Raw genomic sequence first — 20728 nt, forward strand, 5'->3', positions numbered from 1 at the left:
TCCGTTGGGTGGGGTGAGAGTCGTTGAACCGACCCCGTAGGCAGTAGGCAGTCTGCAGAGACGAGGAAGAAACCCGTGAGCGACGTCCGTAATGTGATCATCATCGGCTCCGGACCGGCCGGGTACACCGCCGCGCTCTACACCGCCCGTGCCTCACTGAGCCCCCTGGTCTTCGAGGGCGCGGTCACGGCCGGCGGCGCGCTGATGAACACCACCGACGTGGAGAACTTCCCCGGCTTCCAGGACGGCATCATGGGCCCCGAGCTCATGGACAACATGCGAGCCCAGGCCGAGCGCTTCGGCGCCGAACTGGTTCCCGACGATGTCGTCGCGGTCGACCTCACCGGCGATATCAAGACGGTCACCGACACGGCGGGCACCGTGCACCGCGCCAAGGCCGTCATCGTCACCACCGGCTCCCAGCACCGCAAGCTCGGCCTGCCCAACGAGGACGCTCTCTCCGGCCGCGGTGTCTCCTGGTGCGCCACCTGCGACGGCTTCTTCTTCAAGGACCACGACATCGCCGTGGTCGGCGGCGGTGACACGGCGATGGAGGAGGCGACCTTCCTCTCCCGCTTCGCCAAGTCCGTCACGATCGTCCATCGCCGCGACACCCTGCGTGCCTCCAAGGCGATGCAGGACCGGGCCTTCGCTGACCCGAAGATCAAGTTCGCCTGGGACAGCGAGGTCGCCGAGGTCAAGGGCGAGCAGAAGCTGTCGGGTCTGACCCTGCGGAACACCAAGACCGGCGAGCTCTCCGAGCTTTCCGTGACCGGCCTCTTCATCGCCGTCGGCCACGACCCGCGCACCGAGCTCTTCAAGGGCCAGCTCGAGCTCGACGACGAGGGGTACCTGCAGGTCGAGGCGCCCTCCACCCGCACCAACCTGACCGGTGTCTTCGGCGCCGGTGACGTGGTCGACCACACCTACCGGCAGGCCATCACCGCAGCCGGCACCGGCTGCTCGGCGGCTCTGGACGCCGAGCGCTTCCTCGCCGCGCTGGCCGACGCGGAGCCCGCCGAGCCGGAAAAGACCCCGGCCGTCTGAACTGCCCTACCGCACGCCCACCCCGAGAGACCAAGGAGGCCGCCGTGGCCGGCGACCTGAAGCACGTTACCGACGACACCTTCGACGATGTCGTCCTCAAGAGCGAGAAGCCCGTCCTGGTGGACTTCTGGGCTGCCTGGTGCGGTCCGTGCCGTCAGATCGCCCCCTCCCTGGAGGCGATCGCGGCGGAGCACGGCGACCAGATCGAGATCGTCAAGCTCAACATCGACGAGAACCCGGCCACCGCCGCCAAGTACGGCGTGATGTCCATCCCGACGCTCAACGTCTACCAGGGCGGCGAGGTCGCCAAGACCATCGTCGGCGCCAAGCCGAAGGCCGCGATCCTCCGCGACCTCGAAGGCTTCATCACCGCCAAGTAACCACGCGCGCCCCGGCGCGATGTTTCACGTGAAACGGGCCCACCCCCGCACCGGGGTGGGCCCGTTTCCGTATCGCCGGGTTCGGATCAGAGCGGCCGCAGCACCGGTTCCTTCTGCACCGCTCCCAGGAGCCGGTCGAGCGCCATCTCGACGTCCTCCCTCCAGGAGAGCGTCGTCCGCAGCTCCAGCCTCAGCCGCGGATACCGGGGATGAGGCCGCACGGTCTTGAAGCCGACCGCCAGCAGATGGTCCGCCGGGAGCACGCAGCCGAACTGCTCCGTCCCGGTGTCCCCGAACGCCTCGATCGCCTTGAAACCCCGGCGGAGCACGTCCTTGGCCACCGTCTGCACCATGACGCGACCGAGCCCCTGGCCCTCATACCCCGGAACGACCAGACCGGTGATGAGCTGAACGGCGTCCGGGGAGACAGGGCTGGTGGGAAAAGCTGTCGAGCGCGGGACATAGGCGTGCGGCGCGTAGAGGACGAAGCCCGCCGGGACATCGTCCACATAGACCACCCGGCCGCAGGAGCCCCACTCCAGGAGAACCGCGGAGATCCACGCCTCCTTCTCCAGCTCCGGCTCGCCGGCCTTTACCGCGGCTTCCCCGCTGACCGGGTCAAGCTCCCAGAAGACGCACGCGCGGCAGCGCTCGGGGAGATCCTGAAGGTTGTCCAAGGTGAGCGGTACAAGCCGACGCCCCATGGCGGCGAATCCTCACTTCTCTCGCCCGCCGCATCACGTGCGGCCGCCAGCGCGTTCCGTTCATGGAACAGGCTGCCGACGAATCCCCCGACGGCTCCCAGGCCCAGCCCGACCGTCACCAGCCGGCTGCGGCTCACTGTTCGCAAGGTCCCCGCCCTCCTCCGAGGTCGATCACCGTGGATGCGCCATCCCAGATCGCATCGTATCCACCCAGAGGTGATGCGGATACCGGGAAAGGGCAAAGGGCGGGCCGTGTTCCGGTGAGTACCGGAACGCGGCCCGCCCTTCACGCGGTCCTACGGACGAGCGGAAGCCCCAGGCCTCAGCTCTCGTCGTCCTCGTCGGGCGCCTCGGCGAGACGGCGCTCCAGCACCTTTCCCTCGCCCGGGGCGAGAGAGCCGAGAATCCGGTCCAGATCCTCCATCGAGGCGAACTCGACGGTGATCTTCCCCTTCTTCTGGCCCAGGTCGACCTTCACCCGGGTCTCGAAGCGGTCGGAGAGCCGGGTCGCCAAGTCGGACAGGGCGGGGGAGAGCCGCGCACCGGCCCGGGGTCCTTTGGGCTTGGGCGAGCTCATGGGACGGGAGCCCATGAGCGTCACGATCTCCTCGACCGCGCGAACCGAAAGCCCTTCCGCAACGATGCGGTGGGCCAGCCGGTCCTGCTCCTCGGAGTCGTCCACCGACAGCAGGGCCCTGGCGTGACCGGCCGAGAGAACACCCGCGGCCACCCGCCGCTGCACCGGCGGCGAGAGCCGCAGGAGCCGCAGCGTGTTGGACACCTGGGGCCGGGAGCGGCCGATCCGGTCGGCCAGCTGGTCATGGGTGCACTTGAAGTCCTTGAGGAGCTGGTCGTACGCGGCAGCCTCCTCCAGCGGGTTCAGCTGAGCCCGGTGGAGGTTCTCCAGCAGTGCGTCCAGGAGGAGCTTCTCGTCGTCCGTGTCGCGGACGATGGTCGGAATCCGCTCCAGGCCCGCTTCACGGGAGGCGCGCAGACGGCGCTCGCCCATGATGAGCTCGTAGCGGTCCGTTCCCACCTTGCGTACGACGACCGGCTGGAGAAGTCCCACCTCCTTGATGGAGGTGACCAGCTCGGCCAGCGCGTCCTCGTCGAAGACCTCACGGGGCTGGCGGGGGTTCGGCATGATCGTGCCGATGGGCAGCTCGGCGAAGTACGCACCGGACGTCCCCGACTCCTGGTCCGGCGCGGACGCCGGCTCCGGTACCACCGGGGACGAGGGCAGCGCGGTCACCTTCGCGGCCGCCACCCCTCGCTCCGCCGTCAGAACCGGCCCCCCACCGGAGGCGGAACCGCCTCCGGGCCCCGGCACCTGCTTCTCCTGCGGAGCGGCGGGGATCAGCGCACCGAGCCCACGTCCCAGCCCTCTACGTCGCTCACTCACTGAATGCCCTCCGAAACGTTCTGCTGGCTGTTCTGAATGCTGGCGTGGGTGTGCTGGGCCTCGTAGTGCACCCCGACACCCCGCAGAGCGATCTCCCGGGCGGCTTCGAGGTAGGAGAGCGAGCCGCTGGACCCCGGGTCGTAGGTCAGCACGGTCTGCCCGTAACTCGGCGCCTCGGAGATACGTACGGACCGCGGGATGCTCGTCCGCAGCACTTCCTTGCCGAAGTGCGTACGGACCTCCTCGGCGACCTGGGAGGCGAGCCTGGTCCTGCCGTCGTACATGGTCAACAGGATCGTGGAGACATGCAGATCGGGGTTCAGGTGGCCCCGCACCAGGTCGACGTTCCGCAGCAGCTGGCCCAAGCCCTCCAGCGCGTAGTACTCGCACTGGATGGGGATCAGTACCTCCGCCCCGGCCACCATCGCGTTCACCGTGAGCAAGCCGAGGGAGGGAGGGCAGTCGATGAGGATGTAGTCCAGCGGCTGCTCGTACGCCTGGATGGCCCGCTGCAGCCGGCTCTCCCGCGCCACCAGCGACACGAGCTCGATCTCCGCACCGGCGAGATCGATCGTGGCGGGAGCGCAGAAGAGACCTTCGACGTCCGGAACGGGCTGGACCACCTCGGAGAGCGGACGGCTCTCCACCAGGACGTCATAGATCGAGGGGACATCGGAGTGGTGGTCGATCCCCAGCGCCGTGGAGGCATTGCCCTGCGGGTCGAGGTCGACCACCAGGACCCGCGCACCGTGCAAGGCCAGCGAGGCAGCGAGGTTGACCGTCGTGGTCGTCTTACCGACCCCGCCCTTCTGGTTGGCCACCACGATGACGCGTGTGCGGTCCGGGCGAGGCAGCCCCTCACCGGCGCGGCCGAGGGCCTCGACGGCCAGCTGGGCGGCGCGACCGATGGGTGTGTCGTCCATCGGCGGCGGTGTTTCACGTGAAACATCCTCCCCCACGGACTCGGTTCGGGGACCGGGGACCGGATCGGTCATCGGTCCCGCGATGTTGGCGTCGGACCGCAACGGTTCACTCTCCTCGACTTCAGGCTCGCAATGAGCAGAGCCTGCCATGCTTTCGGGGTCGTGAACCAGCGAGGCCCGCTGATCTGTGGATGAATCCGGGCGTGTGGACAACTCGGTAACCCGTACGGGCTTCCGGTCGCGCGGTGTGGCAGCCGCACGACCGCGGCCGATGATTCCCTGCAGCAGAGAGCGACGTTTCACGTGAAACACGATGCCCCCGCGTCGCAACTACCAGGCCACGACACTCCGCAGGGGTTACGGATGGCCGCTTTCCCGGCTTTTCCCTGCTAGTCGGCAGAGATCGCCTGCAAGAGCCCATTCCGGACCAGTCTTCGACCGGCCCGTACGTACGTCGGCCGACAGTCCTCAGCGGCGTCGCCGGGTGCGTCCCACTCGCGCGGCCTTGGCCCTCTTTGCGGCGAACCTCACACCGCCCGGACTCTCGCCCACCACCACACGCACCACCGTGGACAGCGGATCGACCAGGCCCTCACCGACCTGGAGCACCTCGGTCTCCACCACACCGAGCTTGCTCAGAGCCGCCCTGGCACCGGTGATCTCCTCCTCGGCGGTATCGCCCTTCAGTGCGAGCATCTCGCCGTAAGGACGCAGCAGAGGCACACCCCAGCCGGCCAGCCGGTCCAGCGGTGCCACGGCGCGAGCGGTCACCACATGGACAGGCTGGAGCGTCCCCAGGACCTCCTCGGCCCTCCCGCGCACCACCGTCACATGGTCCAGGCCGAGCAGTTCGACGACCTCCTGGAGGAAGTTCGTCCGGCGGAGCAGCGGCTCCAGCAGCGTGATCTTGAGATCGGGACGGACCAGGGCCAGCGGGATACCGGGCAGGCCGGCGCCCGAACCCACATCGCAGACCGTGACGCCTTCCGGCACCACCTCGGAAAGCACCGCACAGTTCAGCAGGTGCCGCTCCCACAGCCGCGGCACCTCGCGCGGCCCGATCAGACCCCGCTTCACCCCGGCATCGGCCAGGAGCTCCGCGTACCGGACAGCCTCCGGGAAGAGCTCTCCGAACACCGCCTGCGCCTCTTCAGGTGCCTGGGGGAGCTCTGCAGCGTCCGTCACGGGGACCGTCCTTCCGTACCGCACTAGCGCACTGTGGGTGGCTGACTATCAGGCTGACAAAGATCGGCCCCGCCTGCGAACAGACGGGGCCGACAGTACAAGGATCCGGTCAGGCCGGGAGAACGACGACGAAGCGCTGCGGCTCCTCGCCCTCCGACTCGCTCCGGAGACCGGCTGCGGCGATCGCGTCGTGCACGACCTTCCGCTCGAACGGCGTCATCGGGTCCAGCTTGACCGGCTGACCCGAGGTCTTGACGTCGTTGGCGGCCTTGGCACCCAGCTCGGCGAGGATCTCGCGCTTCTGGGCCCGGAAACCGCCGATGTCCAGCATCAGACGGCTGCGGTCGCCGGTCTCCCGGTGGACCGCCAGCCGGGTCAGCTCCTGGAGCGCCTCCAGCACCTCACCGTCGCGCCCGACCAGTTTCTGGAGCTCACGCGGCGAGTCGCTGATGATCGAAACCGCGGCCCGGTCCGCCTCGACGTCCATGTCGATGTCGCCGTCGAGGTCGGCGATGTCGAGCAGGCCTTCGAGGTAGTCGGCTGCGATCTCCCCCTCCTGCTCCAGGCGGGTCAGAGTGTCGCTTCCCTCGGCGGCGGCCTCGGAGGTGGTGCCTTCCGTCACGGGTGGACTCCTTCTTACTTCTTGGACGGGTGCTTGGGCCGCTGCGGGCCCTTGCGCTGTCCGGACTTGGCTTGGCGTGAGGAGCCGGAGGCGGACCTGTCCGCCGACGTCGGCTTGTCGTCCTGCGGTGCGTCCTGCTTCTGGAGCGAGGTCTTGGAGCCGGCCTCGGTCTCGTCCTTGGCCCCGGCGGTGGTGTGCGTCTGGCGCTTCGCCTTGGTCTGGCGCTTGGGCTGCTGGCGCTTGGGCGCGGCGCCCTCTCCCTCGGGAAGGACCTCGCCCTTCTTGACGGTGCCGTCCTCCTGGGCGACGAGATCCAGCTTGCCCAGTCCGGTGATGAACTTGCGCTCGATGTCGTTGCGGTCGGGGCCCTTGGCGACGATCGCCTTGACGGTCCTGCGCTGCGTCCGGCCGCGGACCTGGCCGCGTGAGGTCACAGTCTTGAGCACCCGCTGGAGGTAGGCGTCCTGCGCCTTGCTGCCCGGCGTCGGGTTCTGGTTGATCACGTACATCTGCTGACCCATGGTCCAGACGTTCGTGGTCAGCCAGTAGACGAGGACACCGACGGGGAAGTTGACGCCCATCACGGCGAAGATGACGGGGAAGATGTACATCAGCATCTTCTGCTGCTGCATGTACGGGGTCTTCACCGTCAGGTCGACGTTCTTCGTCATCAGCTGGCGCTGGGTGAAGAACTGCGACGCGGACATCAGCACGATCATCAGCGCGGTGACGACGCGGACGTCACCCAGGGACGCGTTGAGCGAGGCGACCTTGTCGGCGCTGTCCATGAACTTGGAGGCCAGCGGGGCACCGAAGATGTGCGCCTCACGCGCGCTGTCGAGCAGCTGCTGGTCGATCGCGCCGATCTTCTTGCCCGAGGCGATGGACGACAGCACGTGGTACAGGGCGAAGAAGAACGGGGACTGCGCCAGGATCGGAAGGCACGAGGAGAGCGGGTTGGTGCCCGTCTCCTTGTACAGCTTCATCATCTCTTCGGACTGACGCTGCTTGTCGTTCTTGTAGCGCTCCTGGATCGCCTTCATCTTCGGCTGGAGCACCTGCATGTTGCGGGTCGACTTGATCTGCTTCACGAAGAGCGGGATCAGGCAGATCCGGATCAGCACCACCAGGGACACGATGGACAGGCCCCAGGCCCACCCGGAGTCATCGCCGAAGAGCGCTCCGTAGATCTTGTGGAACTGGACGATGATCCACGAGACAGGCGTGGTGATAAAGCTGAACAGACTGGCAATCGTGTCCACTAATCAGGCTCCTTGAGCATTGGGCGAGGTCTCTGTGGCCGGGCTCGGAGGTTCGGAGACCGACCCCCCGGACGGCACATCAGCGGCGGACTCCCCGCCCTTGCCGCCGCGCAGCAGCTCGTGCCACCGCGGACGCTTACGTTGCGGGACATGGTCCACACCGCCGGGTGACCACGGATTGCATCGCAGGATGCGCCAGGCGGTCAGCGCTGTTCCCTTGATCGCACCGTGCCGGTCGATAGCCGTATATCCATAGTGGGAACACGACGGGTAGTAACGGCAGACAGGCCCGAGGAGTGGGCTGATCGTCCACTGGTACAGCTTGATGAGGGCAAGCAGCGGGTACTTCATCTCGCGCCCCCTCCCAGCAACCGCTGAAGGGCGGCATCCAGGTCTCGGGCCAGCTGTGCATGGTCGGCGTCGCCCGCACCGGGCAGCGCTCGTACGACAACAAGGCTACCGGGGGGCAGCAGTGCCAGCCGGTCGCGGACCAGATGGCGAAGCCTGCGCTTCACCGCGGTGCGGACGACCGCGCCTCCCACCGCTTTGCTGACAACGAAACCCGCACGCGGCGCGGGGAGAGTCTCCCCCGTCACGTGCGGGTCCGTTTCACCGCTGCGTAGATGGACGACGAGCAGTGGACGTCCGGCTCGACGTCCTCGTCGTACCGCGGTCGCGAAGTCCTCGCGCCGCCTCAGCCGATTCTCGGTAGGCAGCACGTCATGGACCTGTGAGCGATCAGGCGGACAGGCTGCTGCGGCCCTTGCCGCGGCGGTTCGCGAGGATCGCACGGCCGGCACGGGTACGCATGCGCAGACGGAAGCCGTGGGTCTTGGCGCGACGGCGGTTGTTCGGCTGGAAGGTGCGCTTGCTCACTCGGGGGCTCCAGAAATGATTCGTGTCTTGGCGGGACATCGCCTGGCTGTCACCGTGCGCCCACGAGGAACTCGCGTAAACGCCTTAGTGCACCGCTTCACAATCACAGATCGTGATCTTTGCCCATCGGAGGCAGGCGGCAGCAGCCATCGACAACTCGACCTGGTCACGGTACGCGCGGCTACGCCATCCGGTCAAACCGGCTCCGCGCGACCCCTCATTGTGCACAGCCTGTGGACAACAACTTGAACCGCGCGGCCCGGCCTGACTACCGTGGCTGAACTCCGGTTCTTTTCCTTCCCGACTGCCGGGCCTCACCCGTCCCGACCCATCCCGTCCCGAGAACCACACATTCGTGGGACATGCGAGAGAGCGTGCCTTGTGGCTGACGTACCTGCCGATCTTGCCGCAGTGTGGCCACGAGTGCTGGAACAACTCCTCGGGGAGGGCCAGCAGGGCATCGAGCCGAAGGACAAGCAGTGGATCGAGCGCTGCCAGCCGCTGGCACTCGTCGCGGACACCGCACTCCTGGCCGTCCCCAACGAATGGGGCAAGCGCGTCCTCGAAGGCCGCCTCGCACCGCTCATCAGCGAGACGCTGACCCGGGAGTGCGGCCGCCCCATCCGGATCGCGATCACCGTCGACGACTCCGCGGGCGAACCGCCTTCCCCGCCGGCGCCGCCGATGCACCAGTCCCACCAGAGTCAGCAGGGCCGCCGCTACCAGGGCCAGCCCCGCGACGACGGCCGTGACGACGGGTACGACGGCTACGGCCACCGGCCCTCCGACGACGGCATGCCGACGGCCCGCCCGGCCTACCCCGACTACCAGCAGCAGCGGCCCGAGCCGGGCGCCTGGCCGCGCACCCAGGAGGACCTCTCCTGGCAGCAGCCGCGCCACGGCGGCTACCAGGACCGCGAGCAGCCCGCCTCCGACTCCTACCGCGAGACCGAGTCGTACCGCGACCAGCCCTCCGAGCAGTGGCGCGAGCCGTACGGCACCGGCCGGCCGCAGCAGCCGCAGCACGACTACCGCTCGCAGCCGCCCGAGCGCCAGGGGTACGAGCAGCAGCGTGACCGGCACGACCAGCAGCACCGCCCCACCGGCCCCGGCCGCACCGGCGGCTCGGTCCCCGGTCCGATGGGCGCCCAGCCGGCGCCCGCGCCGGGCCCCGGTGAGCCGCACGCCCGGCTGAACCCGAAGTACCTCTTCGACACCTTCGTCATCGGCGCCTCCAACCGGTTCGCGCACGCCGCAGCGGTGGCCGTCGCCGAGGCACCCGCCAAGGCGTACAACCCGCTCTTCATCTACGGGGAGTCGGGGCTCGGCAAGACCCATCTGCTGCACGCGATCGGGCACTACGCGCGGAGCCTCTACCCGGGTACCCGGGTGCGGTACGTGAGCTCGGAGGAGTTCACCAACGAGTTCATCAACTCGATCCGCGACGGCAAGGGCGACACCTTCCGCAAGCGGTACCGCGATGTCGACATCCTTCTCGTCGACGACATCCAGTTCCTGGCGAGCAAGGAGTCGACGCAGGAGGAGTTCTTCCACACCTTCAATACGCTGCACAACGCGAACAAGCAGATCGTGCTCTCCTCGGACCGGCCGCCCAAGCAGCTGGTGACGCTGGAGGACCGGCTGCGCAACCGCTTCGAGTGGGGTCTGACCACCGACGTCCAGCCGCCCGAGCTGGAGACCCGGATCGCCATCCTCCGTAAGAAGGCGGTGCAGGAGCAGCTGAACGCGCCGCCGGAGGTCCTGGAGTTCATCGCCTCGCGGATCTCGCGCAACATCCGTGAGCTGGAGGGCGCGCTGATCCGGGTGACGGCCTTCGCCTCGCTCAACCGGCAGCCGGTGGACCTCGGGCTGACCGAGATCGTGCTGAAGGATCTGATCCCCGGTGGCGAGGAGTCGGCGCCGGAGATCACCGCGCCGGCCATCATGGCGGCCACCGCGGACTACTTCGGTCTGACCGTGGAGGATCTCTGCGGATCCTCGCGCAGCCGGGTCCTGGTGACGGCACGCCAGATCGCGATGTACCTGTGCCGCGAGCTCACCGATCTCTCGCTGCCGAAGATCGGCGCGCAGTTCGGCGGCCGCGACCATACGACGGTGATGCACGCGGACCGGAAGATCCGGGCGCTGATGGCGGAGCGCCGCTCCATCTACAACCAGGTCACCGAGCTCACCAACCGCATCAAGAACGGCTGACGAAAGGCTCCTCACAGCCTCATAAGGCGCCTCGCGACGACCTCCCACGGTCCGCGCGAGGCGCCTTTCGTCGTTCCTGAGGAGGGCCGAGAGCCGCCGCAGCGGCCTCCGGCACCCCGGCACTGTTCGAATACGGGCTGCTCAGAGGCCCTTCTCCACAGATGTGCGAACTTTCTTCCGTCCACAGCCTGGGGACCGGGAAGTTGTCCATATTGCGTCCACAGGGCCGACTGCCGATACTCCATCAGGCCAGGTCACATGGTTGGGGATTTGTGGCCAACCGTGATCCACAGCCTGTGGACAGAATCTTCGTCCACAGGAGGCGCTCCAGGTTGTCCACCGTCGGCCCACAGGCTGGACGGTGTTGTCCCCAGCTCGGCCCGGCTTCTCCACACCTTCGTCCACTGTTCGGCAACACAACACCCGCTCTCACCGCCCGGAGTGAAAGGCGTCACACCAAGCTGCCTGATTGGGCTGTGGGGAACGCGGGTAAAGCTGGGGACAGGCCTGGGGAGAAGTGACCCCCTCCTGTGCACCGGGTGTGCAGAACTTCCGCCCGTCCACAGAAAGCCCCGGTTGTCCACGGGTGTCGCCCACAGGACCGGTGGACAAAAAACCGATGCTGACCTGCGCAAACGACGTTATCCACGGTTTCCACAGGGCCTACTACTACTACCACTCAGAGTTAGCCAGGAATCAGCTTCGAAGTGGGGCCTGTGTACAACTCGACCGGCGACCGCCTCGCCGCGTTCTGCTCGACTTGACCCCGAGCAGCAACGACTGTCGGTGCCGTGCGTCAGACTGGACCCAGGAGCCACCCCGGCCGTCGGCAGGGAGCTCCGGTCCAGACGACGAAGGCCAGCAGGGCGAGCGAGCAACAGCAGGAGGCGGTTCCGGTGAAGATCCGGGTGGAGCGCGATGTACTCGCGGAGGCGGTGGCCTGGGTGGCCCGCAGCCTCCCGGCCCGTCCGCCGGCGCCCGTTCTCGCGGGCCTTCTGCTGAAGGCCGAGGACGGAGCCCTCTCCTTCTCCAGCTTCGACTACGAGGTCTCGGCCAAGGTCTCCGTGGACGCGGAGGTCGACGAGGACGGCACGGTGCTCGTCTCCGGCCGGCTGCTCGCCGACATCTGCCGCGCCCTGCCCAACCGCCCGGTGGAGATCTCCACAGACGGTGTACGGGCCACGGTGGTCTGCGGCTCCTCGCGCTTCACCCTCCACACACTGCCTGTGGAGGAGTACCCGGCGCTGCCGCAGATGCCGACCGCCACCGGCACCGTCCCCGGTGAGGTCTTCGCCTCGGCCGCCGCCCAGGTCGCCATCGCCGCGGGCCGCGACGACACGCTGCCCGTGCTGACCGGTGTCCGCATCGAGATCGAGGGCGACACCGTCACCCTCGCCTCCACCGACCGCTACCGCTTCGCGGTCCGCGAGTTCCTCTGGAAGCCGGAGGACCCGGAGGCCTCCGCGGTCGCTCTGGTGCCCGCCAAGACGCTCCTGGACACCGCCAAGGCGCTCACCAGCGGTGACACGGTCACCCTGGCGCTCTCCGGCTCCGGTGCCGGTGAGGGTCTGATCGGTTTCGAGGGCGCGGGACGCACGACGACCACCCGGCTGCTCGAAGGCGACCTGCCGAAGTACCGCACGCTCTTCCCCACCGAGTTCAACTCGGTCGCGGTCATCGAGACGGCTCCCTTCGTCGAGGCCGTCAAGCGGGTGGCCCTGGTCGCCGAGCGCAACACCCCCGTCCGGCTCAGCTTCGAGCAGGGCGTGCTGATCCTGGAAGCCGGTTCCAGCGACGACGCACAGGCTGTGGAGCGCGTCGACGCGGTGCTGGAGGGCGACGACATCTCGATCGCCTTCAACCCGACGTTCCTGCTGGACGGCCTGGGCGCGATCGACTCCCCGGTCGCCCAGCTCTCCTTCACCACGTCCACCAAGCCCGCGCTGCTCAGCGGGCGCCCGGCCGTGGACGCCGAGGCGGACGACGCGTACAAGTACCTGATCATGCCGGTGCGCCTCTCCGGCTGATCGAGTTGTCACCGGTGGGCCCGTTCGGCGCGGAGCGGGCCCACCGCGCTGTCCCGGCCGTGCTGGGCCCCGCCGGGCGTAGGCTCGGTCCTGGGCGGAGAACGCCCCGACGCTATCGCCACGACGCTTAAGGAATCTCTGATGGAGCTCGGTCTCGTCGGCCTCGGCAAGATGGGCGGCAACATGCGCGAGCGCATCCGCCGCGCAGGCCACACCGTCATCGGTTACGACCGCAACCCGGATGTCGCCGATGTCCACAGTCTCGAAGAGCTTGTGGGCAAGCTGAAGGGCCCGCGGGTCGTCTGGGTCATGGTTCCGGCCGGAGCCGCGACCCAGTCCACGATCGACGAGCTCGCCGCACTGCTCTCGCCCGGCGATGTCGTCGTCGACGGCGGGAACTCGCGCTGGACCGACGACGAGAAGCACGGGGTCGAGCTGGGCCTCAAGGACATCGGCTTCGTCGACTGCGGCGTCTCCGGCGGTGTCTGGGGCCTGCAGAACGGCTACGCCCTGATGTACGGCGGCACCGAGGAGAACGTGGCGAAGGTCCAGCCGATCTTCGACGCGCTCAAGCCCGAGGGCGACTTCGGCTCCGTCCACGCGGGCAAGGTCGGCGCCGGCCACTTCGCGAAGATGGTCCACAACGGCATCGAGTACGCCATGATGCAGGCCTACGCCGAGGGCTGGGAGCTGCTGGAGAAGGTCGACTCCGTCACCGACGTACGCGAGGTCTTCCGCTCCTGGCAGGAGGGCACGGTCATCCGTTCCTGGCTGCTCGACCTCGCGGTCAACGCCCTGGACGACGACGAGCACCTGGAGAAGCTCCGGGGCTTCGCCGCCGACTCCGGCGAGGGCCGCTGGACGGTGGAGGCCGCGATCGACAACGCGGTGCCGCTGCCCGCCATCACGGCGTCCCTGTTCGCGCGGTTCGCCTCGCGCCAGGACGATTCGCCGCAGATGAAGATGATCGCCGCGCTGCGCAACCAGTTCGGCGGCCACGCTGTCGAGTCCAAGTCCGAGAACTGATCGGACCGCCGGCGGCGCGTCGGCAGTGTGACAACCAGCGAAGCACCACCGGGAGAGGTCGGCCACCATGCACGTCACCCATCTCTCGCTGGCCGACTTCCGCTCGTACGCCCGGGTCGAGGTCCCTCTCGACCCGGGCGTCACCGCGTTCGTGGGGCCCAACGGACAGGGCAAGACCAATCTCGTCGAGGCGATCGGCTATCTCGCCACCCTCGGCAGCCACCGCGTCTCCTCGGACGCTCCGCTGGTGCGGATGGGCGCCGAGCGGGCCGTGATCCGGGCGGCGGTGACACAGGGCGAGCGCTCGCAGCTGATCGAGCTGGAGCTGAATCCCGGCCGCGCCAACCGGGCCCGTATCAACAGGTCCTCGCAGGTCAGACCGCGTGACGTGCTCGGAATCGTACGGACGGTGCTGTTCGCGCCGGAGGACTTGGCGCTGGTCAAGGGCGACCCCGGGGAGCGGCGGCGGTTCCTGGACGAGCTGGTCACCGCGCGCTCGCCGCGGATGGCCGGGGTCCGCTCCGACTACGAGCGCGTCCTCAAGCAGCGCAACACCCTCCTGAAGTCCGCCGCGATGGCCCGGCGCCACGGCGGCCGCTCCATTGACCTGTCCACGCTCGACGTCTGGGACCAGCACCTGGGCCGGGTCGGCGCCGAGCTGCTCGCGCAGCGCCTCGACCTGATCGCCACGCTCCAGCCGCTGGCCGACAAGGCGTACGGGGACGTGGCGCCGGGCGGCGGACCGGTGACGCTGGAGTACCGCAGCTCGGTCGGCGAGGACGTGGCGGCGGGCCGGACCCGCGACGAGCTGTACGAACAGCTGATCGCGGCGCTCGCCGGGGTCCGCAAGCAGGAGATCGAGCGCGGCGTGACGCTGGTGGGTCCGCACCGGGACGACCTGCTGCTCGGCCTGCGGTCCATGCCGGCGAAGGGGTACGCGAGCCACGGCGAGTCCTGGAGCTACGCGCTGGCGCTGCGGCTGGCCAGTTACGAGCTGCTGCGCGCCGAGGGCAACGAGCCGGTTCTGGTCCTGGACGACGTCTTCGCCGAGCTGGACGCGCGCCGCCGCGAACGGCTGGCGGAGCTGGTGGCGCCGGGCGAGCAGGTGCTGGTGACGGCCGCGGTGGCGGAGGACGTACCGGCCGTGCTGGCGGGCGCGCGGTACGCGGTGACGGCGGGCGAGGTGGAGCGCGTATGACCGGCCGCGGCGAGGAGCCCGGGGGCGCTTCCGGCGGTACGGGGCGCGCGCCCGGCGCGGACGGGACTGCGAGCGGTACGGAGCCTGCGGCCCGCGGTGCCGACGGATCCGGTGGTACGCCGGCGGCCGCCGGGAGCCCCAAGCAGCCCGAGGTCTCCGGCGTCGACCTCGCCCGGGTCGCGCTGCGCGCGGCGAAGGAGCAGGCCAAGGCGCGAGGCGCGGCGGCCCAGCAGAAGAAGCAGGCCAGGCGCGGCGGCGGACTGCGGTCCGGGGCCCGCTCGGACGGCCGCGATCCGCAGCCGCTGGGCTCGGCCATCAACCGGCTGATCACCGAGCGCGGCTGGGAGACCCCGGCGGCGGTGGGCGGTGTGATGGGGCGGTGGCCGCAGATCGTGGGCGACGATCTGGCCAACCACTGCGTGCCGCTGCGGTACGACGAGGACCCGGCGGCGCGGGTGCTCACTGTGAGCTGCGACTCCACGGCGTGGGCGACCCAGCTGCGGCTGCTGGCCCCGCAACTGGTGGCCCGGCTCAACGCGGATCTGGGGCAGGGCACCGTACGGATGATCAAGGTGGTCGGTCCTGGAGGCCCGGAGCGCCGGTTCGGGCCGCTGCGGGCGCCCGGCAGCAAGGGCCCCGGCGACACCTACGGGTGAAGGCCCGGCTGGATACCGTACGGACTGCTGCCCGGCTCTGAGCTGCGCTTCTGGCCGAAAATTGTCGTGTTCCTGATGCCTGGGCAAGGGGCCCGGGGCCGTCCGGTGACCCCGGTTCGGCGGGGTTCGTACCGGCGGAAACCGGGAGGTGCGGCCGGAGCGTCCCTCACCGTAGCGGGAGGTTGACAGGCCGAAGCGCTCAATGCCCGTCAGGGCCTCTTGGAGCCCCTCCCTGAATATGGGGAGTCGTCAACCGCTGATTCAGGGCGGCACATGCGTACTCAGGTACCGGCAAACCCCCATTCATGTCAGTGCTACCGGTAGACTGGTGAGTAATCCCGCCGCTGAGGCGGGAGTCGTCGATACAAGCCGAACGACGCAGCCGCTCCCGCCTGTCCGGAAGACGGCCTGTGCTGTGCCAGAAAGGGCGCTTCGTGGCCGATTCCGGCAACCCCAACGAGAACATTCCGTCCACAGCCGGTGAGCCGGGCGAGGCCACGGCCTCGTACGACGCCAGCGCGATCACCGTGCTGGAAGGGCTGGACGCGGTCCGCAAGCGGCCTGGTATGTACATCGGCTCGACCGGTGAGCGCGGCCTGCACCACCTCGTGCAGGAGGTCGTCGACAACTCGGTCGACGAGGCGATGGCGGGTCACGCGGACTCCATCGACGTCACGATCCTCGCCGACGGCGGCGTGCGCGTGATCGACAACGGCCGTGGCATCCCGGTCGGCATCGTGCCGTCCGAGGGCAAGCCGGCCGTCGAGGTCGTGCTCACCGTGCTGCACGCGGGCGGCAAGTTCGGCGGAGGCGGTTACGCCGTCTCCGGCGGTCTGCACGGCGTCGGTGTCTCCGTCGTCAACGCCCTGTCCACCCGGGTCGCCGTCGAGGTCAAGACGGACGGATACCGCTGGACCCAGGACTACAAGCTCGGTGTCCCCACCGCCCCGCTGGCCCAGCACGAGGCCACGGACGAGACCGGTACGTCGGTCACCTTCTGGGCCGACGGGGACATCTTCGAGACCACCGAGTACAGCTTCGAGACCCTCTCGCGCCGCTTCCAGGAGATGGCGTTCCTCAACAAGGGCCTCACCCTCAAGCTGACCGACGAGCGCGAGTCGGCGAAGGCCACGGCGGGCGCCGACAGCGCCGAGGCCGTCGAGGTGCCCGAGGAGGAGTCGACCCGCACGGTCACGTACCACTACGAGAACGGCATCGTCGACTTCGTCAAGTACCTCAACTCCCGCAAGGGCGACGTCATCCACCAGTCGGTGATCGACATCGAGGCCGAGGACAAGGACCGTCTCCTCTCGGCCGAGATCGCCATGCAGTGGAACACGCAGTACACCGAGGGGGTCTACTCCTTCGCCAACGCGATCCACACGCATGAGGGCGGTACGCACGAGGAGGGCTTTCGCGCCGCGCTGACCTCCCTGGTCAACCGGTACGCGCGCGAGAAGAAGCTGCTGCGCGAGAAGGACGACAACCTCACCGGCGAGGATGTACGCGAGGGTCTCACCGCGATCATCTCGGTGAAGCTGGGCGAGCCGCAGTTCGAGGGCCAGACGAAGACCAAGCTGGGCAACACGGAGGCCAAGACCTTCGTGCAGAAGGTCGTCCACGAGCAGCTGACGGACTGGTTCGACCGCAACCCGAACGAGGCCGCCGACATCATCCGCAAGGGCATCGCCGCCTCGACCGCCCGTGTGGCGGCGCGCAAGGCGCGTGACCTGACGCGGCGCAAGGGGCTCCTGGAGAGCGCCTCGCTGCCGGGCAAGCTGAGCGATTGCCAGTCGAACGACCCCACCAAGTGCGAGATCTTCATCGTCGAGGGTGACTCCGCCGGTGGTTCGGCCAAGTCCGGCCGCAACCCGATGTACCAGGCGATCCTGCCCATCCGCGGCAAGATCCTGAACGTCGAGAAGGCCCGGATCGACAAGATCCTGCAGAACACCGAGGTCCAGGCGCTGATCTCGGCCTTCGGCACCGGGGTCCACGAGGACTTCGACATCGAGAAGCTCCGCTATCACAAGATCATTCTGATGGCGGACGCCGACGTCGACGGCCAGCACATCAACACCCTGCTACTGACGTTCCTCTTCCGCTTCATGCGGCCGCTGGTCGAGCAGGGCAACGTCTACCTGTCGCGCCCGCCGCTCTACAAGATCAAGTGGGGCCGGGACGACTTCGAGTACGCGTACTCGGACCGGGAGCGCGACGCGCTCGTGGCGCTCGGCAAGCAGAACGGCAAGCGGATCAAGGAAGACTCGATCCAGCGCTTCAAGGGCCTCGGCGAGATGAACGCCGAAGAGCTGCGCGTCACGACCATGGACGTCGACCACCGGGTCCTCGGCCAGGTCACGCTGGACGACGCGGCGCAGGCCGACGATCTGTTCTCGGTGCTCATGGGTGAGGACGTCGAGGCACGGCGCTCGTTCATCCAGCGCAATGCCAAGGACGTCCGCTTCCTCGACATCTGAGTCGGCCGTACCAGCGACGCCGCAGCTCGAAAGGACTTTGACCAGCAATGGCCGACGAGAACACCCCTGTGACACCTGAACCCGCGACGCCCGAGGAAGTCACCGTCCCCGGTGTGGGCATGCGTGTCGAGCCCGTGGGGCTCGAGACGGAGATGCAGCGCTCCTATCTCGATTACGCGATGTCCGTCATCGTCTCGCGTGCGCTGCCCGACGTACGGGACGGCCTCAAGCCCGTCCACCGCCGGGTGCTGTACGCGATGTACGACGGCGGCTACCGCCCCGAGAAGGGGTTCTACAAGTGCGCCCGCGTCGTCGGTGACGTCATGGGTACGTACCACCCGCACGGCGACTCCTCCATCTACGACGCCCTGGTGCGCCTCGCGCAGCACTGGTCGATGCGCATGCCGCTGGTGGACTCCAACGGCAACTTCGGTTCCCCGGGCAACGACCCGGCCGCCGCCATGCGGTACACCGAGTGCAAGATGATGCCGCTGTCCATGGAGATGGTCCGGGACATCGACGAGGAGACCGTCGACTTCCAGGACAACTACGACGGCCGCAACCAGGAGCCGACGGTCCTGCCGGCGCGCTTCCCGAACCTGCTGGTCAACGGCTCCGCCGGCATCGCGGTCGGCATGGCGACCAACATCCCGCCGCACAACCTGCGCGAGGTCGCCGCCGGTGCCCAGTGGTACCTGGAGCACCCCGAGGCCTCGCACGAGGAGCTGCTGGACGCGCTGATCGAGCGCATCAAGGGCCCCGACTTCCCGACCGGCGCGCTGGTCGTGGGCCGTAAGGGCATCGAGGAGGCGTACCGCACCGGGCGCGGCTCCATCACGATGCGCGCGGTCGTCGCGGTCGAGGAGATCCAGGGCCGCCAGTGCCTGGTCGTCACGGAGCTTCCGTACCAGACCAACCCGGACAACCTGGCGCAGAAGATCGCCGACCTGGTCAAGGACGGCAGGGTCGGCGGCATCGCGGACGTCCGCGACGAGACCTCCTCGCGTACGGGGCAGCGCCTGGTCGTCGTGCTCAAGCGCGACGCGGTCGCCAAGGTCGTCCTGAACAACCTGTACAAGCACACCGACCTCCAGTCGAACTTCGGCGCCAACATGCTGGCGCTCGTCGACGGGGTCCCGCGCACGCTGTCGATCGACGCGTTCATCCGCCACTGGGTGACGCACCAGATCGAGGTCATCGTCCGGCGTACGCGGTTCCGGCTGCGCAAGGCCGAGGAGCGGGCGCACATCCTGCGCGGCCTCCTGAAGGCCCTGGACGCCATCGACGAGGTCATCGCCCTCATCCGGCGCTCCAACACCGTGGAGATCGCGCGTGAGGGCCTGATGGGCCTGCTGGAGATCGACGAGATCCAGGCGAACGCGATCCTGGAGATGCAGCTGCGCCGACTGGCGGCGCTGGAGCACCAGAAGATCACCGCCGAGCACGACGAGCTCCAGGCGAAGATCAACGAGTACAACGCGATCCTTGCCTCGCCCGAGCGGCAGCGCCAGATCGTCAGCGAGGAACTGGCCGCGATCGTCGAGAAGTTCGGCGACGACCGGCGCTCCAAGCTGGTGCCCTTCGACGGTGACATGTCCATCGAGGACCTGATCGCCGAGGAGGACATCGTCGTCACGATCTCCCGCAGCGGCTATGTGAAGCGCACGAAGACGGACGACTACCGCTCGCAGAAGCGCGGCGGCAAGGGGGTGCGCGGAACGAAGCTGAAGGAGGACGACATCGTCGACCACTTCTTCGTCTCCACGACGCACCACTGGCTGCTGTTCTTCACGAACAAGGGCCGCGTCTACCGGGCGAAGGCGTACGAGCTCCCGGACGCCGGCCGGGACGCGCGCGGCCAGCACGTCGCCAATCTGCTGGCCTTCCAGCCGGACGAGAAGATCGCGCAGATCCTGGCGATCCGCGACTACGAGGCCGTGCCGTATCTGATCCTCGCGACGAAGGGCGGTCTGGTGAAGAAGACCGCGCTCAAGGATTACGATTCGCCTCGCTCGGGCGGTGTCATCGCGATCAACCTGCGCGAGATGCCGGCGGGCGGCGACGACGAGCTGATCGGCGCCGAGCTGGTGTCGGCGGAGGACGATCTGCTGCTCATCAGCAAGAAGGCGCAGTCGATCAGGTTCACCGCGACGGACGACGCGCTGCGGCCGATGGGCCGTGCCACCTCGGGTGTCAAGGGCATGAGTTTCCGCGAGGGAGACGAACTGCTCTCGATGAATGTCGTCCGGCCCGGTACGTTCGTCTTCACCGCTACCGACGGCGGGTACGCCAAGCGCACCCCCGTCGACGAGTACCGCGTCCAGGGCCGCGGCGGCCTCGGCATCAAGGCTGCCAAGATCGTCGAGGACCGGGGTTCGCTCGTCGGTGCGCTGGTGGTCGAGGAGACGGATGAGATCCTCGCCATCACGCTCGGCGGTGGTGTGATTCGTACGCGAGTCAATGAAGTCAGGGAGACGGGCCGTGACACCATGGGCGTCCAACTGATCAATCTGGGCAAGCGGGATGCCGTCGTCGGCATCGCGCGCAATGCCGAGGCCGGTCGTGAGGCGGAAGAGGTCGATGGGGCCGATGATGCCGAGGGCGAGACGGCCGCGGTCCACGCCGCGAGCGTGGTAGAGGGCACTGTCGAGGGCACGGAGCCTTCGACCGGGGAGCACGAGGAGTAAGAGCGTGAGTGGAGCCACGGGCGCCGGTTCGGCCGCTTC

18 protein-coding genes are annotated in these 20728 nt (G+C 68.4%); 9 read left to right on the forward strand and 9 right to left on the reverse strand.

Annotated elements, in window-relative coordinates; translation table 11 throughout:
- The first annotated feature begins 75 nt into the window (after window positions 1–75).
- Window positions 76–1047 (forward strand): thioredoxin-disulfide reductase, encoded by a 972-nt coding sequence (gene trxB, locus ABZ267_RS04970; protein ID WP_356751569.1) that lies wholly within the window; start codon window positions 76–78, stop codon window positions 1045–1047.
- Window positions 1048–1091: 44 nt separating this feature from the next.
- Entirely contained in the window at window positions 1092–1427 is a 336-nt protein-coding gene (gene trxA / locus ABZ267_RS04975; protein ID WP_356751571.1) for a thioredoxin, read from the forward strand.
- 86 nt (window positions 1428–1513) lie between these two features.
- Here trxA and ABZ267_RS04980 read toward each other — a convergent pair whose 3' ends face one another.
- The 9 genes from ABZ267_RS04980 to rpmH all read right to left on the reverse strand — a co-directional run bounded on the left by ABZ267_RS04980 (window position 1514) and on the right by rpmH (window position 8401).
- Window positions 1514–2131 (reverse strand): GNAT family N-acetyltransferase, encoded by a 618-nt coding sequence (locus ABZ267_RS04980; RefSeq protein WP_356751573.1) that lies wholly within the window; start codon window positions 2129–2131, stop codon window positions 1514–1516.
- A gap of 322 nt (window positions 2132–2453) precedes the next feature.
- Complete coding sequence (locus ABZ267_RS04985) at window positions 2454–3533, reverse strand: ParB/RepB/Spo0J family partition protein (protein ID WP_356751575.1); 1080 nt, start codon at window positions 3531–3533, stop codon at window positions 2454–2456.
- The gene (locus ABZ267_RS04990) at window positions 3530–4606 is read right to left on the reverse strand and encodes an AAA family ATPase (RefSeq protein WP_356751577.1); all 1077 of its coding nucleotides are present in this window, start codon (window positions 4604–4606) and stop codon (window positions 3530–3532) included. Before ABZ267_RS04990 ends, ABZ267_RS04985 begins: the two co-directional genes overlap by 4 nt.
- Window positions 4607–4924: 318 nt before the next feature.
- The gene (gene rsmG, locus ABZ267_RS04995; protein ID WP_356751579.1) at window positions 4925–5641 is read right to left on the reverse strand and encodes a 16S rRNA (guanine(527)-N(7))-methyltransferase RsmG; all 717 of its coding nucleotides are present in this window, start codon (window positions 5639–5641) and stop codon (window positions 4925–4927) included.
- 109 nt (window positions 5642–5750) lie between these two features.
- Window positions 5751–6263, reverse strand: coding sequence for a R3H domain-containing nucleic acid-binding protein (locus ABZ267_RS05000; protein WP_356751581.1), 513 nt, complete (start codon window positions 6261–6263; stop codon window positions 5751–5753).
- A 14-nt stretch (window positions 6264–6277) separates the two neighbouring features.
- Window positions 6278–7525, reverse strand: coding sequence for a membrane protein insertase YidC (yidC, locus tag ABZ267_RS05005; RefSeq protein ID WP_356751583.1), 1248 nt, complete (start codon window positions 7523–7525; stop codon window positions 6278–6280).
- A gap of 3 nt (window positions 7526–7528) precedes the next feature.
- The gene (gene yidD / locus ABZ267_RS05010) at window positions 7529–7876 is read right to left on the reverse strand and encodes a membrane protein insertion efficiency factor YidD (protein ID WP_356751585.1); all 348 of its coding nucleotides are present in this window, start codon (window positions 7874–7876) and stop codon (window positions 7529–7531) included.
- On the reverse strand, window positions 7873–8244 hold the full coding sequence (gene rnpA / locus ABZ267_RS05015; protein ID WP_078949725.1) for a ribonuclease P protein component: 372 nt from the start codon (window positions 8242–8244) through the stop codon (window positions 7873–7875). The genes yidD and rnpA overlap by 4 nt, the downstream gene beginning before the upstream one ends.
- 19 nt (window positions 8245–8263) lie before the next feature.
- Window positions 8264–8401, reverse strand: coding sequence for a 50S ribosomal protein L34 (rpmH, locus tag ABZ267_RS05020; protein WP_003967884.1), 138 nt, complete (start codon window positions 8399–8401; stop codon window positions 8264–8266).
- Between the two features lie 381 nt (window positions 8402–8782).
- On the opposite strand from rpmH, the gene dnaA reads away from it, so the two are divergent.
- From dnaA to gyrA, 7 genes are all read left to right on the forward strand, one after another.
- Window positions 8783–10615 carry a chromosomal replication initiator protein DnaA gene (gene dnaA / locus ABZ267_RS05025; protein ID WP_356751587.1) on the forward strand — a complete coding sequence of 611 codons (1833 nt, stop codon included), beginning with the start codon at window positions 8783–8785 and terminating at the stop codon, window positions 10613–10615.
- Between the two features lie 896 nt (window positions 10616–11511).
- Entirely contained in the window at window positions 11512–12642 is a 1131-nt protein-coding gene (gene dnaN / locus ABZ267_RS05030) for a DNA polymerase III subunit beta (protein ID WP_356751589.1), read from the forward strand.
- A 141-nt stretch (window positions 12643–12783) separates the two neighbouring features.
- Window positions 12784–13668 carry a phosphogluconate dehydrogenase (NAD(+)-dependent, decarboxylating) gene (gene gnd, locus ABZ267_RS05035; RefSeq protein WP_356751591.1) on the forward strand — a complete coding sequence of 295 codons (885 nt, stop codon included), beginning with the start codon at window positions 12784–12786 and terminating at the stop codon, window positions 13666–13668.
- Between the two features lie 67 nt (window positions 13669–13735).
- Complete coding sequence (recF, locus tag ABZ267_RS05040; RefSeq protein ID WP_356751593.1) at window positions 13736–14866, forward strand: DNA replication/repair protein RecF; 1131 nt, start codon at window positions 13736–13738, stop codon at window positions 14864–14866.
- Window positions 14863–15522, forward strand: coding sequence for a DciA family protein (locus ABZ267_RS05045; RefSeq protein ID WP_356751595.1), 660 nt, complete (start codon window positions 14863–14865; stop codon window positions 15520–15522). Before recF ends, ABZ267_RS05045 begins: the two co-directional genes overlap by 4 nt.
- A gap of 410 nt (window positions 15523–15932) precedes the next feature.
- Window positions 15933–18002, forward strand: coding sequence for a DNA topoisomerase (ATP-hydrolyzing) subunit B (gyrB, locus tag ABZ267_RS05050; protein ID WP_356751597.1), 2070 nt, complete (start codon window positions 15933–15935; stop codon window positions 18000–18002).
- 47 nt (window positions 18003–18049) lie between these two features.
- Window positions 18050–20689 carry a DNA gyrase subunit A gene (gene gyrA, locus ABZ267_RS05055; protein WP_356751599.1) on the forward strand — a complete coding sequence of 880 codons (2640 nt, stop codon included), beginning with the start codon at window positions 18050–18052 and terminating at the stop codon, window positions 20687–20689.
- The last annotated feature ends 39 nt before the right edge of the window (window positions 20690–20728 follow it).

The organism is Streptomyces sp. NPDC006174 (assembly GCF_040614075.1).
GTDB lineage: Bacteria > Actinomycetota > Actinomycetes > Streptomycetales > Streptomycetaceae > Streptomyces.